At 62.7% G+C, this 14,457-nt stretch carries 11 protein-coding genes; 4 read left to right on the top strand and 7 right to left on the bottom strand.

The window, feature by feature from the left end:
- Positions 1-2: 2 nt before the first annotated feature.
- Entirely contained in the window at positions 3-824 is an 822-nt protein-coding gene (locus tag AC1DY9_RS07285; RefSeq protein WP_477666169.1) for an NUDIX hydrolase, read from the top strand.
- Here AC1DY9_RS07285 and AC1DY9_RS07290 read toward each other — a convergent pair.
- The 4 genes from AC1DY9_RS07290 to AC1DY9_RS07305 all read right to left on the bottom strand — a co-directional run bounded on the left by AC1DY9_RS07290 (position 821) and on the right by AC1DY9_RS07305 (position 7,007).
- Positions 821-2,479 (bottom strand): Na/Pi cotransporter family protein, encoded by a 1,659-nt coding sequence (locus tag AC1DY9_RS07290; protein WP_457279510.1) that lies wholly within the window; start codon positions 2,477-2,479, stop codon positions 821-823. The two genes, AC1DY9_RS07285 and AC1DY9_RS07290, sit on opposite strands and share 4 nt — an antisense overlap.
- Positions 2,480-2,535: 56 nt before the next feature.
- Positions 2,536-3,036: a signal peptidase II gene (gene lspA / locus AC1DY9_RS07295; RefSeq protein ID WP_477666170.1), complete on the bottom strand. Its 501-nt coding sequence runs from the start codon at positions 3,034-3,036 to the stop codon at positions 2,536-2,538.
- The gene (gene ileS / locus AC1DY9_RS07300) at positions 3,036-5,855 is read right to left on the bottom strand and encodes an isoleucine--tRNA ligase (RefSeq protein WP_477666171.1); all 2,820 of its coding nucleotides are present in this window, start codon (positions 5,853-5,855) and stop codon (positions 3,036-3,038) included. Before ileS ends, lspA begins: the two co-directional genes overlap by 1 nt.
- Positions 5,856-5,972: 117 nt before the next feature.
- On the bottom strand, positions 5,973-7,007 hold the full coding sequence (locus AC1DY9_RS07305) for a bifunctional riboflavin kinase/FAD synthetase (RefSeq protein WP_477666172.1): 1,035 nt from the start codon (positions 7,005-7,007) through the stop codon (positions 5,973-5,975).
- A gap of 161 nt (positions 7,008-7,168) precedes the next feature.
- Here AC1DY9_RS07305 and AC1DY9_RS07310 point away from each other — a divergent pair, with 161 nt between their 5' ends.
- Positions 7,169-7,726: an HNH endonuclease gene (locus tag AC1DY9_RS07310; protein ID WP_092128654.1), complete on the top strand. Its 558-nt coding sequence runs from the start codon at positions 7,169-7,171 to the stop codon at positions 7,724-7,726.
- Between the two features lie 122 nt (positions 7,727-7,848).
- Here AC1DY9_RS07310 and AC1DY9_RS07315 read toward each other — a convergent pair whose 3' ends face one another.
- The gene (locus tag AC1DY9_RS07315; protein WP_477666173.1) at positions 7,849-8,964 is read right to left on the bottom strand and encodes an acyl-CoA dehydrogenase family protein; all 1,116 of its coding nucleotides are present in this window, start codon (positions 8,962-8,964) and stop codon (positions 7,849-7,851) included.
- Between the two features lie 22 nt (positions 8,965-8,986).
- Positions 8,987-10,168, bottom strand: coding sequence for an acyl-CoA dehydrogenase family protein (locus AC1DY9_RS07320; protein WP_457279505.1), 1,182 nt, complete (start codon positions 10,166-10,168; stop codon positions 8,987-8,989).
- A 158-nt stretch (positions 10,169-10,326) separates the two neighbouring features.
- On the opposite strand from AC1DY9_RS07320, the gene purN reads away from it, so the two are divergent.
- Together purN and AC1DY9_RS07330 are read left to right on the top strand one after the other, a co-directional pair.
- Positions 10,327-10,923, top strand: coding sequence for a phosphoribosylglycinamide formyltransferase (purN, locus tag AC1DY9_RS07325; protein WP_457279504.1), 597 nt, complete (start codon positions 10,327-10,329; stop codon positions 10,921-10,923).
- A 193-nt stretch (positions 10,924-11,116) separates the two neighbouring features.
- Positions 11,117-11,671 (top strand): fasciclin domain-containing protein, encoded by a 555-nt coding sequence (locus AC1DY9_RS07330; protein ID WP_457279503.1) that lies wholly within the window; start codon positions 11,117-11,119, stop codon positions 11,669-11,671.
- Between the two features lie 67 nt (positions 11,672-11,738).
- On the opposite strand, the gene mdeB is transcribed toward AC1DY9_RS07330, so the two are convergent.
- On the bottom strand, positions 11,739-14,447 hold the full coding sequence (gene mdeB, locus AC1DY9_RS07335) for an alpha-ketoglutarate dehydrogenase (protein WP_477666389.1): 2,709 nt from the start codon (positions 14,445-14,447) through the stop codon (positions 11,739-11,741).
- Between the last annotated feature and the right edge of the window lie 10 nt (positions 14,448-14,457).

A 14,457-nucleotide genomic window follows, 5' to 3' on the forward strand; every position in this document is an offset into this window, starting at 1 on the left:
GCATGATGATGCCGCCTGCTTTTGATGCCCAATGGCTGCAAGCCCTGCGCGCCGGAGCGATCCAGCCGCCGCTGCGCCCACGCGTGCCGCTGTGGGCCGGTGAATCGGTGATCGGATCGGTAGAACCCGGCTTCTTCCACAAGCTGGCCCTGCACGTCACGACCGATGGCGGCCATCCGCTGCTCAAGGAAGAGCGCCCCTCAACCTTGGGCTGGCGCGTGATGGGTGACGTCACGACCAGTCTGAACAAAATCGCGGTGGCGCTGCATGAAGCGGGCCTCGCCGGTGCCTGGCGCGACGAGCAGCTCGCGGTGCCCGACCAGTTCGGCCACCGCAAGGGCACGGTGGAGCGCGCGGCTGTGCGGCCGCTGGGCATCACCACGCTGGCGGTGCACCTGGTGGGGCGGTCACCTGACGGGCGCTTCTGGGTGCAGCAGCGTGCTTTCAACAAATCGAATGATCCGGGCCTGTGGGACACGCTGATGGGCGGCATGGTGTCGGCGGCCGATACGGTGGAAACCGCGCTCGTGCGCGAGACCTGGGAAGAGGCCGGCCTGCACACGGCCGCGCTGCAGGCTATGCGCTACGGCGGGCGCCTGGCGGCGCGGCGGCCGGCCACCGACGGCAACGGCGCGGGTTATGTGGTGGAGGACATCGACTGGTATGTCTGCACCGTACCCGAGGGCATGGTGCCCGACAACCAGGACGGCGAGGTCGAGCAGTTTCGCTTGATGGAGGCCGGGGACTTGCTCGAGGCCATGCAGCGCGGCGAATTCACGGCCGAAGCGACGCTGATTCTTTCAGGCGCCATGGGCCTTACTTAGGCCTGGTCGGTGAGTGCCGGCTGGCGCAAGCGATTGGGGGCCAGTGCGCCGGCCGAATCCAGGATCGGGTAGGCGATCGAGCAGATGTGCGAGTTGATGCGCTTGAGTTCGCTGATGAGGTCAATGTGCAGCGAGCTGGTTTCCAGGCTCTGCACCGTATTGGCTGATAGCCGACCCAGGTGGGTCGTGGCATATGCCCGCTCCAGGTCGCGGAAACGGGCTTTTTCTTCCAGCAGCTTTTGCGCGTCGCGCACCGTGCCATTGAGGAACACGCTCATGCCCAGGCGCAGGTTGGCCACCAGGCGCTCGTGCAGTTCGACGATTTCAGCCATGCCGGCGTCCGAGAAGTTGCGGCCCGGCTTGATCTTCTTGTCTTCGATGTCGATCAGCACACGCTCGATGATGTCGCCGATCTGCTCCATGTTGATGGTGAAGCTGATGATGTCGGTCCAGCGGCGGCTTTCTTCCTCGGCCAGCGCTTCGCGTGAAATCTTGGTGAGGTAGTACTTGATCGACGAATACAGCTCGTCGACGGCATCGTCCATCTTGCGCAGGTCTTCGGCCAGCTTGAGGTCGTTCTTCTGGATGACCGCCAGCACGCCCAGCAGCATGGTTTCCACCACGTCGGCCTGGTGCAGCGCTTCACGGGCCGCGCAGGAGATGGCCAGCGACGGCGTGGCCAGTGCGGAAGGGTCGAGATGATGGGGGCGGCCGCCGGCCTTGTTTTTGTCGGGCTTGGGCAGCAGCTTTTCCACCCAGCGCGCGATCACCTGCGTCCAGCCAATGAATATGGCACCCACCACCATGTTGAAGGTGAGATGGAACAGCACCACCACGGTGGCGGCTTCGCCAAGGTAGGGGCGCACGTGGCGCAGCCACAGGCCGATGAAGGGCGCTGCGACGATGATGCCCAGCAGCTTGAAGAACAGGTTGCCCAGCGGAACCTGCCGCACTTCAACGGCCGAGCGCAGTGTGGTGAGCACCGCCAGCAGCCCGCTGCCGAGGTTGGCGCCCAAGACCAGGCCCAGCGCCACGTCAATGGGGATGACGGCCGAGGCGGCCAGCGTGGCCGTGAGCAGCACAATCGCCAGGCTGGAGTACGACACCACGGCCAGGAAGGCGCCCGCGGTAATTTCGAGCAGCAGGTCGCTGCTGAGGGAGCCCAGCAGGGCTTTCACGGCCGGTGCCTGGGTCAGAACTTCAGTGGAGGCCGTGACCAGCCGCAAGGCCAGCAGCATGAGGCCCAGGCCGATCAGCACCCGGCCAAAGCGGCCGACATTGGTGTCCTGCCGCGAGATGAACAGCACGACGCCGACAAAGATAAAGAGCGGCGACAGCCAGGACAGGTCAAAAGAGAACACCACGGCCATCAGGCTGGTGCCGATGTCCGCGCCCAGCATGACGGCCAGCGCCAGCGGCAGGGTGACCAGGCCCTGCCCGACAAATGACGAAACGATAAGGGAGGTGGCGGTGCTGGACTGCACCAGGGCCGTCACCCCGATGCCCGAGACGGCCGCAGCCAGCCGGTTGCTGATGCTGACTGCGAGCACGTGGCGCAGATTGGCACCGAACACCCGCAGGATGCCGGTACGAACGAGATGGGTGCCCCACACGAGCAGCGCAATGGCTGCCAAAAGATTCAACAAATGCTTCATAAGGTCGGAACCACTATACCCTTGAACCGGATGGCTGCAAGCGGTCCGACTCCGGTTTATCGGGTACGCCGAACCCGGAGCAGCTCATCCAGGATGAGGCAAACCGCGCCAACGGTGATGGCGGCATCGGCGATATTGAACGAAGGAAAATACCAGCCGTGCCAGTGGAACTGCAGGAAATCCACCACATAGCCATGCAGGGTGCGGTCAACGACATTGCCGACAGCGCCGCCCAGGACGCAGGCCAGCGCGAAGGAAAACAGCTTTTGACCGGCATGCGAGCGCAGCATCCACACAATAAAGAGCGCCGCGGCAACCCCGATGGCGGTGAAAAACCAGCGCTGCCAGCCAGAGGCTTCGGCCAGGAAAGAAAACGCCGCACCGGTGTTGTGCACGCGCACGACGTTGAAGAAGCTCGTCACATAGGTGGAGTCGCCCAGGCGGTAGTAGCCCAGGATCAATACCTTCGTGAACTGGTCAGCGATCAGGATCAGCAGTGCCAGGCCCAGCCAGGGGAGCATGCTGCCCGGTGATTTGATGAAGGTCGTCTTGGCCATCAGGCGAACTTCCTGTCTTCACCGGCACCATACAGGTTGCTGGTGCAACGGCCGCAAATGGTCGGGTGGGCGGGGTCGTGTCCCACGTCACTCCGGTAGTGCCAGCAGCGCTCGCATTTGATGTCAGAACTGGCTGAAACCCGCGTTGATACTGCGCTGGCAGCTATTAAATCAATAGCGGATGTGATGAAGATAAATTTGAGGTCTTCACCGAGCGAGGCCAGCAGTGCATGGTCTTCGGCGGCCACTTCCAGCGCGACATTGGCCTGCAGCGAAGAGCCTACCTTGCCGTCGGTGCGCAGGGCTTCGATGTCCTTGTTGACCGTGTCGCGGATTTCGCGGATGCGTGACCACTTGGCCAGCAGCGCTGCGTCGGGCGCGGGGAACTCGGCATAGGTTTCCATGAAGATGGACTCGGACTGCCCGAACACCTTCCACGCTTCTTCGGCTGTGAAGCTCAGGAAGGGCGCCATCCAGCGCAGCATGGCGTGCGTGATCTGCCAGAGCGCAGTTTGCGCGCTGCGGCGGGCCAGCGATTTGGGGCCGGTCGTATACAGCCGGTCTTTCAGGATGTCGAGGTAGAAGGAGCCCAGGTCTTCGCTGCAATAGATCTGCAGCTTGGAGACCACCGGGTGGAATTCATACACCTCGTAATGCGCCAGGATGTCGGCCTGCAGTTGCGATGCACGGCTGAGCGCGTAGCGGTCGATTTCCAGCATCTGCTCAAACGGCACGGCGTCTTTGGCCGGGTCGAAGTCGCTCACGTTGGCCATCAAGAAGCGCAGCGTGTTGCGGATGCGGCGGTAGGCGTCCACCACGCGGGCCAGGATCTTGTCGTCGATGCCCAGGTCGCCCGAATAGTCGGTCGAGGCGCACCAGAGGCGGATGATCTCGGCGCCCAGCTTGTCGCTCACCTCTTGCGGTACCACCACGTTGCCTTCGCTCTTGCTCATCTTGCGGCCCTTGCCGTCGACGGTGAAGCCGTGCGTGAGCAGGCCCTTGTACGGCGCATGGTCGTACATCGCGCAGGCGGTGAGCAGCGACGAATGGAACCAGCCGCGGTGCTGGTCGTGGCCTTCCAGGTACAGGTCGGCCGGCCAGGTTGATTGCGCGGCGTGGCTGTGACGCAGCACGTGGTCGTGCGTGGTGCCCGAGTCAAACCAGACGTCGAGGATGTCGGTGCTCTTGATGTAATCCGGCGCATCGGCGCCGATGATGGACTCGGCCGTGGCCTTGCTCCAGGCCTCGATGCCGCCGGCCTCCACCATGGCGGCTGCCTGGTCCATGATTTCCATGGTGCGCGGGTGCAGCTCGCCGGTGGCGGTGTGGATGAAAAAAGGCAGGGGCACGCCCCAGTTGCGCTGGCGGCTGATGCACCAGTCGGGCCGGCCGGCAATCATGTCGCGCAGCCGGACTTTGCCGTTTTCCGGGTAGAAGCTGGTTTCTTCGATGGCGGCCAGGGCCAGCTTGCGCAGGGTTTGCGGCGCCTTGTCTTTGGTGAAAACGCCTTCGCCCTCGTCCATGCGCACAAACCACTGGGCCGCCGCGCGGTAGATCACCGGCGTCTTGTGGCGCCAGCAGTGCGGGTAGCTGTGCAGGATGTCCTGGGTGGCAAAGAGGCGTCCGTGTTCGCGCAGTTTGTCGATGACCAGCGGCGCGGCCTTCCAGATATTGAGGCCGCCAAACAGCGCGAGATCGTCGACATAACGCCCGTTGCCCTGCACCGGGTTGAGGATGTCGTCGTAGGCAATGCCGTTGGCCACGCAGGAGTTGAAATCCTCTACGCCATAGGCAGGAGAGGAATGCACGATACCGGTGCCGTCGTCGGCGGTGGCGTAGTCGGCCAGAAAGACCGGGCTGAAGCGCCGGTAGCCTGCATCGACGTCATAAAAGGGATGCTGGAATTTCAGCAGCGCCAGGGTTTTGCCCAGCGTGGTGGCCAGTACGGTGCCAGTGAGCTGGTAGCGCTCAAGGCATTTCTCGACCAGCACTGAAGCCAGCAGCAAGATACCGCGCTCTGTGTCGACCAGTGCGTATTCGAGTTCCGGGTTCAGGTTGAGCGCCTGGTTGGCCGGGATGGTCCAGGCGGTGGTCGTCCAGATCACCGCGAAGGCGTCTTTGGCCAGGCTCTTGAGGCCGAAAGCGGCCGCGAGCTTCTCCGGCTCAGCGCACTTGAAGCCGACATCCAGCGTCTGCGACTTCTTGTCGGCGTATTCGATTTCAAACTCGGCCAAAGATGAGCCGCAGTCAAAGCACCAGTACACGGGCTTGAGGCCACGGTAGACAAAGCCGCGTTCCATGATGCGTTTGAGGGCGCGGATTTCATTGGCCTCGTTGGCAAAATCCATCGTGCGGTAGGGGTTGTCCCATTCGCCGAGCACACCCAGGCGCTTGAAGTCGGCCATCTGGCCGGCGATCTGTTCGGTGGCGAAGGCGCGGCTCCTGGCCTGCACCTCATCGCGCGGCAGGTTGCGGCCGTGCAGTTTTTCAATCGCGTTCTCGATCGGCAGGCCGTGGCAATCCCACCCCGGCACGTAGATGGCGTCCAGGCCCTTGAGCTGACGCGCCTTGACGATCATGTCTTTCAGGACCTTGTTGACGGCGTGGCCGATGTGGATCTTGCCGTTGGCATAGGGCGGGCCGTCGTGCAACACGAACCTGGGCTTGCCGGCGCGCACGTCGCGCAGCTTCTTGTAGATGCCTTTTTCGTCCCATTCCTTGACCCAGCCGGCTTCGCGCTTGGGCAGGTCGCCGCGCATCGGGAAGGGTGTGTCAGGCAGGTTCAGGGTGCTGCGGTAATCGGTTTTGGTTTCGGACATGGGATGCTTCTGGGATGCTGTTGTTGGGGCGGCCTGAAAAAGCGGGCCGCCGGAAATACGGTGGGGAGAAGCCGGTCGCCAAAAAATGAAAGGCGAGGCCAGAGGCGACGAGATCGTCTAAATTCGGTCGCGCGTGGTCTGGCGGCTGGTTTCCGTGTGCATGGAGGCTGGAAACGACTTGGGCGGCTGGGCAAAAAACGCCCGCGCTTCGTCACAGTCTTTGGCGATGCCTGTTTTCAGGCTGTCCAGGCTGTCGTACTTCAGTTCGTCGTGCAGTTTATGAAGCAGTTCCACACGGATGATTTTACCGTATGCCCCCTCGGGGCCCAGGCTGGCCGGCCATTCGAGGCAATGCGTCTCCAGGAGCACGCGCCCGCCGTTGATGTCGGCCGGGTCCAGCGAGGGCCGGATCCCCAGGTTGGCTACGCCGGGAATGGGCTGGTCGGCCAGGCCAAACACCTGCACCGCAAAAATCCCGCTGGCTGCCGGTTTCCAGTGGGAAAACCGGAGATTGAGCGTGCGAAAACCGAGGTCGCGACCCAGTTTTCGGCCATGCACCACATGGCCCGAAATGCTGTAAGGCCGGCCCAGCAGGCTGGCCACGCGGGTCATCTGGCCCTGCGCCAGCGCCTCGCGCACCGCAGAACTGGACACCCGGGTGTTGCTGACTTCATAGCTGTTCATGCGGGCGACGTCAAAACCCAGGCGGTCGCCGGCGGCGTCCAGCATGGCGTAGTCGCCCACCCGTTTGGCGCCAAAGCGGAAGTCGTCGCCCACCAGTACGTACTTCACGCCCAGGCCCTTGAGCAACACATCTTCAATAAACGATTCGGCCGGCTGGGATGCGAGTGCTGCGTTGAAGGGCAGCACAACGCATTGGTCGATCCCGCAGCGGGCCAGTTCAGTGAGCTTGTCGCGCAGGGTGGCAATACGCGCGGGGGCGAGCTCGGGCTTACGGGCCACACCGGCAAAGTAGTCGCGTGGATGGGGCTCGAAGCTCATGACGCAGCTGGGGACCCCGCGGTGCTGTGCCTCATTTTTCAGCAGCGCCAGCATGGCCTGGTGGCCGCGGTGCACACCATCGAAATTGCCGATGGTCAGGGCGCACTGCGCCGCCAGCTGGGGATGGTGGTAGCCGCGGAAAATTTTCATGGGGCAATTATCGTTTTTATAGCGCTGGAGGCCGTCTCAATGGGGCTTCAAAGTGGTTTATGGGGGATTTGAACCTGTTTGTCATGATTTCACTGTATATTGATACACAGTCAGCCGAACGCCGTGTTTCCATGCGTCATCCACCATGATGGAGGTTCGTTTTGAAGGTCTTGAAGCTCTCAGCCCAGGGATTGCCGCAATCCTGGATCAGCCTTGAACAAGCCGTGTTGCATTACGCGGCCGACGAGGTGCGCTGGGAGATGGGCGCGCGGGTCGTCACCTTCCATGGCGGCCACAACGCCATCACGGGCGAGCAGTCCATCATCACGGTCAACAGCATCATCGGCACCAAGGGCGTGCCCAACATCAACCCGTTTGACCTGAAACCGGGCCTGACCAACGGCAAGCTGTTTGCCCGTGACCGCAATGTGTGCGCCTACTGCGGCGGGCATTTCCATGAGGAAGACCTGACGCGCGAGCACATCATTCCGTTTGCGCAAAAAGGCATAGACACCTGGATGAACGTGGTGACGGCCTGCCGCGCCTGCAACCACCGTAAAAGCAGCCGCACGCCCGAACAGGCCCACATGCCGCTGCTTTACACGCCTTATGTCCCCAGCCTCTGGGAAGACTTCATCCTGCGCAACCGCCGCATCCTGGCGGACCAGATGGAGTTTTTGATGGCGCATATTCCGAAGACCTCACGCTTGCACGCCTGACGCGTCCTGACGCGGTCACGTGCGAGGTCCAGTGTCACCGCGGAACCGGCTTCGCCGGGCCGCCAGTGGCGCCCCCTTGAGGGGGAGGCGGCCGCAGGCCGCTTCGGGGGGGAGCGCTACTTTTAGGCAAATACGCCAGCCGTCTCCTGCATGCGGCTCGATACTTCGCCGAGTTGATGCAGCGTGTCGCCAAACGTCATTTCCAGCTGCGTCAGTTTCTTGAAGTAATGGCTCACGATGTATTCGTCCGTCACGCCGATGCCGCCATGCAACTGCACTGCCTGCTGGCCCACAAAGCGCATCGACACGCCCAATTGGTACTTGGCGCGCGCCAACGCCCGGGTGCGCTCGTCGGCCGGGGCGTTGAGCTTGAGGGATGCGTAGTAACTCATCGAGCGCGCCAGCTCCAGCTGCATCTTCATATCGGCCACGCGGTGGCGCAGCGCCTGGAAGCTGCTGATGGCCACGCCGAACTGCTTGCGGGTGTTCATGTATTCGACGGTGATGGCCAATGTTTTGTCCATCACGCCCACGGCTTCGGCGCAGGTGGCGGCAATGCCGATGTCGATGCCGTGGGCCAAGGCCGTGAGGCCGTCCAGGGTGATCAAAGTGGCGGGGGCGTTTTTCAGTGTCACTTCGGCAGCGCGGCCGCCGTCCTGCGTACCGTAGCCTGTGGCTGTCACGCCGGCTGCCGCACGCTCAACGAGGAACAGCGCCAGCTTGCCATTGGCCATGGCAGGGACGATAAAGGCATCGGCCTTGTCACCGGCCGGCACTATGCTTTTGATAGCTGTTAGCGCCCATCCATCGCCGGCTGCAGCCGCATTTGCCTCGCATTTTTTGAAGTCGTAGCGCGCGGCGCGTTCCTGGTAGGCCAGTACCACCAGGCTTTCACCTGCGGCGATTTTCGGCAGCCATGCCGCCTTGACAGCTTCGGGGGCGTAGTTCGACAGCACGCCGCCGGCAATCAATGTCTGCGCCAGAGGCTCCAGCACAATACCGCGCCCGAGCTCTTCCATCACCACCATGCCCTCGACGGGGCCCATGCCCAGGCCGCCGTCGTCTTCGGGTATGTAGAGACCGGTCAGGCCCAGCTCGGCGATCTGTCCATAGGCCTCGCGCGAGAAACCGCCCGCCTTGGCGATGCCGCGGCGGCGCTCAAAGTCGTAGCCCTTGTCGACCCATTTGCGCACGGCGTCGCGCAGCTGTTCCTGGTCGTCTGTGAAATCGAAATCCATGATGTGTTCCTTTGAATCAGATTTAGCCGAGAACGACTTGCGAGACGATATTGCGTTGCACTTCGTTGGAGCCGCCGTAAATCGTGGTTTTGCGCATGTTGAAGTAAGTGGACGCCAGCGGCGCGTCGCCCGGCAGGCCGCCGGGGAAGTCGCCCTGCCAGCCGGCTTCCATGGCTTCTTCGATGAAGGGCAGGCTGAAGGGGCCGGCGGCCAGCATCATCAGCTCGCTGTAGCGCTGCTGAATTTCGCTGCCGCGGATTTTCAGCAGGCCGGCGATGTCCAGCGAGTTCTTGCCCGACTTTTCCGCCGACAGTACACGCAGCACCAGCATTTCCAGCGCCACCACGTCGACCTCTAGTTTGGCGATCTCGTCGCGAAAGCGGAGGTCGTCGTAGACCCCTTCGGCCTTGGCGATGCGTTTGAGGCGTTCCAGCTCGCGTTTGGCGCGGTTGACGTCGGCGATGTTGGTGCGTTCGTGGCTGAGCAGGTGCTTGGCGTAAGTCCAGCCCTTGTTTTCTTCACCGATCAGGTTGTTGGCCGGCACCTCGACGTTGTCGAACCAGACTTCATTGACCTCGGCCTCGCCGTCCAGCAGCACGATGGGGCGCACTGTCACGCCGGGCGACTTCATGTCGATCAGCAAAAACGAAATGCCGGTTTGTGGCTTGCCTTCAGTGCTGGTGCGCACCAGGCAGAAGATCCATTCGCCGTACTGGCCCAATGTGGTCCAGGTCTTCTGGCCATTGACGATGTATTTGTCGCCCTGGCGCTCGGCCCGGCATTTGACGGATGCGAGATCCGAGCCGGAGCCCGGCTCGCTGTAGCCCTGGCTCCACCACACTTCGCCGCTGGCGATGCCGGGCAGGAAACGTTTTTGCTGCTCGGGGCTGCCAAATGCCATGATGACGGGCGCCACCATCACCGGTCCGAAGGGCACCACGCGCGGCGCGCCGGCCAGTGCGCACTCTTCTTCAAACAAGTGCTTTTGCACGGCGTTCCAGCCCGGGCCGCCGAATTCCTTGGGCCAGCCGTGGCCCAGCCAGCCTTTCTTGCCGAGGATTTTGGCCCAGCGCTGCATGTCGTCACGGCTCAGGCGCAGGGCGTTGTGTACCTTGTGCGAGATGTCCTTGGGCAGGTTGGTGTGAACCCAGGCGCGTATCTCTTCGCGAAAGGCCTGTTCTTCAGGAGTGAAAGCTAAATCCATGGTGAATGTCTCCAGGCCGGTTGGCAGGTATGTCTACGGTCGATTTTCTATTTTTAGCACGGTCGTTCGCAATTTTATGTCTCAGTTGGGACATTCGTGCCGTTGCGGGCGGCGGGCTCCTGTGAACTGCTATCTGCCGCGTTCTAAACTAGAGGGCTATGGCAACTGCGCAGAAAAACATCGTTATCCTGATTTCGGGCGGCGGCTCCAACATGGCGGTTATCGCCCGCACCGCTGAAAAAGAAGCCTGGCGCAGCCGGTGGGGTGTGCAGGTGGCCGCAGTCATCAGCAACAAGGCAAGCGCCGGCGGCCTGGAGTTGGCCAGGGGCATGGGCATTGCCACGGCCGTGGTCCCGCATACCGCGTATGCGTCACGCGAGGCGTTTGATGCCGAGCTGATGGCGCAAATCGACAGGCATGCGCCGGCACTGGTCGTGCTGGCCGGCTTCATGCGCATCCTCACGCCGGGATTTGTTGCGCACTATGCCGGGCGGCTCATCAACATTCATCCTTCGCTGCTGCCGGCTTTTCCCGGTCTGCACACGCATCAGCGCGCCATCGATGCCGGCTGCACGGTGGCAGGCGCCACGGTGCACCAGGTGACCGCCGAGCTCGACCATGGCGAGACACTGGCGCAAGCCGTGGTGCCGGTCTTGCCGGGAGATACGGCCGAGGCGCTGGCCGCGCGCGTGCTCACGCAGGAGCACCTGATCTATCCGAAGGCGGTGCGTGCCTTCTTCGAACGCGCCGCCTGAACTGTGATCTGCGGCCGCTGCCAGCGGTCGCTGCTTACCCTTTGTTGTCAGTGATGCGCCCTGCAAGGTGTTGATCCCTCATCTGTTTTGAATCCACCGGAGCACTCGCTCCGTATTCATCACAGCCGCTTGAATCCTCGTGATTCCGGCTGAGGTTCAATTTCGTGATTCAACACCTTCCAAAGGATTCCACATGCAGACAAAACACAAACTCGCTTCCATCGGCGTGGCCCTGGCACTGTCGTTCGCGGCGGTTCCCTCCTTCGCCCAGGTCATGGTGGGCGGTGCGCCCATGCTGGCCAGCAAGGACATCATCGACAACGCAGTCAATTCCAAAGACCACACCACGCTGGTCGCCGCCGTCAAGGCTGCGGGCCTGGTCGATACGCTCAAAGGCCCGGGTCCGTTCACCGTGTTTGCGCCCACCAACGCGGCTTTCGCCGCGTTGCCCGCCGGTACGGTCGACACCCTGCTCAAGCCCGAGAACAAGGGAATGCTCACCGGCATCCTGACCTACCACGTCGTGCCCGGCAAGTGGGATGCTGCAGCCATCAGCAAGATGATTGCCGACGGCAAGGGCATGGCCTCGATCAAGACGGTGGCCGGTGGCACGCTGGTGGCCAAGGCGGCCGGCGGCAAGGTCACGGTGACCGACGAGAAGGGCGGCGTTGCGACCGTCACCATTGCTGACGTGTATCAATCCAACGGCGTGATCCACGTGGTCGACAAGGTGCTGCTACCCAAATAGGCTGGCGCTGCTTCGTGCCAGGGCTCGTGCGCGGTCAAATCGCGCACGAGCCTTGGTGTGTTTGCGCCTACTTTTGGCTGAGCATGTGCAGCGCTGCTTTGACGATGCTTTGCGCGTCGACGCTGAAAAATTCACGCAGCGCGGCGCGTGTGTCGCTGCGGCCAAAGCCGTCGGTGCCCAGGGTCAGGTAGCGCCTGCCTTCGGGCACAAAGGCGCGAATGCTTTCCGGTACAGCACGCACATAGTCGGTGGCGGCCACGATGGGGCCGGTGCTGCCTTGTAACTGCTGTGCGATGAAGGGCGCAGTCACAGCGCCGTCATTGATCGCCTCTTGCTGGCAAGCTGCACCATCACGCGCCAGCTCACTCCAGCTGGTCACGCTGAAGACCGTGGCCTCAATACCCTGCGTGGCCAGCTGCTGCGCAGCCTTGATCACCTCGGTCAGGATCGCTCCCGAGCCCAATAAAACGACTTTTTGAGCCTTTTTTGAAGATGTTTCAGGGCTATGGGGCAATAAGGATGTGCGCGACCAGCTATTGAATTGATAGCATCCGCGAATGATGTCTGCCTCGGAACCGGCTTGCAGATCAGGCTGGGCATAGTTCTCGTTCATCAGCGTGACGTAGTAGAAGACGTCTTTTTGTTCGACCATCATCTCCTGCATGCCGTGGTCCAGGATCACGGCCAGCTCGCCCGCGAAAGCCGGGTCATAGGCCTTGCAGTTGGGAATGGTCGCGGCGATCAGGTGGCTGGTGCCGTCCTGGTGCTGCAGGCCTTCGCCGCCCAGCGTGGTGCGGCCCGAAGTTGCGCCCAGCAGGAAGCCGCGGGCGCGCTGGTCGGCGGCGGCCCAGATCTGGTCGCCCACGCGCTGAAAGCCGAACATCGAGTAATAGATATAAAAGGGCAGCATCGCCAGGCCGTGCACGCTGTAGCTGGTGGCAGCGGCGGTCCAGCTGGCCATGGCGCCGGCTTCGCTGATACCTTCTTCCAGGATCTGGCCGTCGAGCGCCTCGCGGTAACTCAGCACCGAGCCGATGTCTTCCGGCGCATAACGCTGGCCCACGCTGGAGTAAATGCCCACCTGCTTGAACAGGTTGGCCATGCCGAAGGTGCGCGCCTCGTCGGCCACGATGGGCACGATCTTCGGGCCCAGCGCCGCGTCTTTCAGCAAGCCGCCCAGCATGCGCACAAAGGCCATGGTGGTGCTCATCTCCTTGCCGTCGGCGGCCAGCGCGAACTGCGCGTAAGTGGGCAGGGCTGGGATGTTCACGATGTCGGCCGCCGTTTCACGCCGCGGCAAATAGCCGCCCAGTGCTGCGCGTTTGGCGTGCATGTACTGCATCTCGGCACTGTCTGCCGCGGGCTTGTAGAAGGCCAGGTTTTTGGCTTGCTCGTCAGATAGTGGCAAATTGAAGCGGTTGCGAAATTCGATCAGCTCTTCGCCGTCGAATTTTTTCTGCGAATGCGTGGTCATCTTGCCCTGGCCGGCGCTTCCCATGCCGTAGCCTTTTTTGGTGTGCGCCAGGATCACCGTGGGCTGCCCCTGATGGCTGGCCGCCGCGGCGTAAGCGGCGTGAATCTTCACCAGGTCGTGGCCGCCGCGTTTGAGGCGGTCGATCTGCTCGTCCGTCATGCCTTGGGCCAGGCGTGTGAGTTCGGCGTTCTGGCCGAAGAAGTTGTCGCGGTTAAAGCGCCCGTCTTTGGCGGCAAAGGTCTGCATCTGGCCGTCCACCGTCTGCGCAAAAGTTTTGGCCAATGCGTCCGTCAGGTCGCGCGCAAAGAGGCCGTCCCAGTCGCTGCCCCAGACCAGCTTGATGACGTTCCACCCGGCGCCGGCAAAGAGCTTTTCGAGCTCGTCGATGATGCGGCCGTTGCCGCGCACCGGGCCGTCGAGCCGTTGCAGGTTGCAGTTGACGACCCAGACCATGTTGTCCAGCCCTTCGCGCGCGGCCAGCGTCAGCGCGCTCATCGATTCGGGCTCGTCCATCTCGCCGTCGCCGAACACGCCCCAGACTTTGYGGCCCGTGCAATCGAGCAGACGGCGGTGCGTGAGGTAACGCATGAAGCGCGCGTGGTAGATCGAGCTGATGGGGCCTATGCCCATGGAGCCCGTGGGGAACTGCCAGAAGTCCGGCATCAAATAAGGGTGCGGGTAGCTGCACAGGCCTTGCGCGCCCTGGCTGGGGGCGGTCAACTCCTGGCGGTAAAAGCCCAGGTCTTTCTCATCCAGGCGGCCTTCAAGGTAAGCGCGCGCATAAACGCCCGGTGCGCTGTGCGGCTGGAAGAACACCAGGTCGCCGCGGTGCTGGTTAACACCGTCAATTTGGCCGATGCCTTCGCGTGCGCGAAAGAAATGGTTGAAGCCGGTTTCAAACAGGTCGGCTGCGCTGGCGTAACTCGCGATGTGGCCGCCGAGTTCGGCCGAGCCGCCGGTCTCGGCCTGGTTGGCGCGCACGACCATCGCCAGCGCATTCCAGCGCATCAGCGAGGCCAGGCGCTCTTCCATCGCCAGGTCGCCGGGGAACACGGGCTGCTCGTCTACGCCAACGGTGTTGACGTAAGGCGTGGCCAGTTCGGGCCGCCAGCCGATGCGCTGCTTGCGCGCGACGCGGCTCAGCTCATGCAGCATTTCGCGTGCGCGGGCCGGGCCCTGCGTAAGGGCAAGGGCTTCAAACGCCTCGCGCCATTCGGCGGTTTCCTGCGGGTCAGGGTCAGCGGAAGGATCGGTGTAAGAAGCGGCCTGCATCAGTAAATGGTGGGGTGTGGAATCGTTCATGGCACTGATC

Source organism: Polaromonas sp. P1_F6, assembly GCF_056405695.1.

Bases quoted from the DNA above. Each gene is read 5' to 3' on its own strand.
- lspA (WP_477666170.1), bottom strand. From the start codon at position 3,036: ATGGCCAAGACGACCTTCATCAAATCACCGGGCAGCATGCTCCCCTGG.
- ileS (WP_477666171.1), bottom strand. From the start codon at position 5,855: ATGTCCGAAACCAAAACCGATTACCGCAGCACCCTGAACCTGCCTGAC.
- AC1DY9_RS07315 (WP_477666173.1), bottom strand. From the start codon at position 8,964: ATGGATTTCGATTTCACAGACGACCAGGAACAGCTGCGCGACGCCGTG.
- purN (WP_457279504.1), top strand. From the start codon at position 10,327: ATGGCAACTGCGCAGAAAAACATCGTTATCCTGATTTCGGGCGGCGGC.
- AC1DY9_RS07290 (WP_457279510.1), bottom strand. From the start codon at position 2,479: ATGAAGCATTTGTTGAATCTTTTGGCAGCCATTGCGCTGCTCGTGTGG.
- AC1DY9_RS07330 (WP_457279503.1), top strand. From the start codon at position 11,117: ATGCAGACAAAACACAAACTCGCTTCCATCGGCGTGGCCCTGGCACTG.
- AC1DY9_RS07305 (WP_477666172.1), bottom strand. From the start codon at position 7,007: ATGAAAATTTTCCGCGGCTACCACCATCCCCAGCTGGCGGCGCAGTGC.
- AC1DY9_RS07285 (WP_477666169.1), top strand. From the start codon at position 3: ATGATGATGCCGCCTGCTTTTGATGCCCAATGGCTGCAAGCCCTGCGC.
- AC1DY9_RS07320 (WP_457279505.1), bottom strand. From the start codon at position 10,168: ATGGATTTAGCTTTCACTCCTGAAGAACAGGCCTTTCGCGAAGAGATA.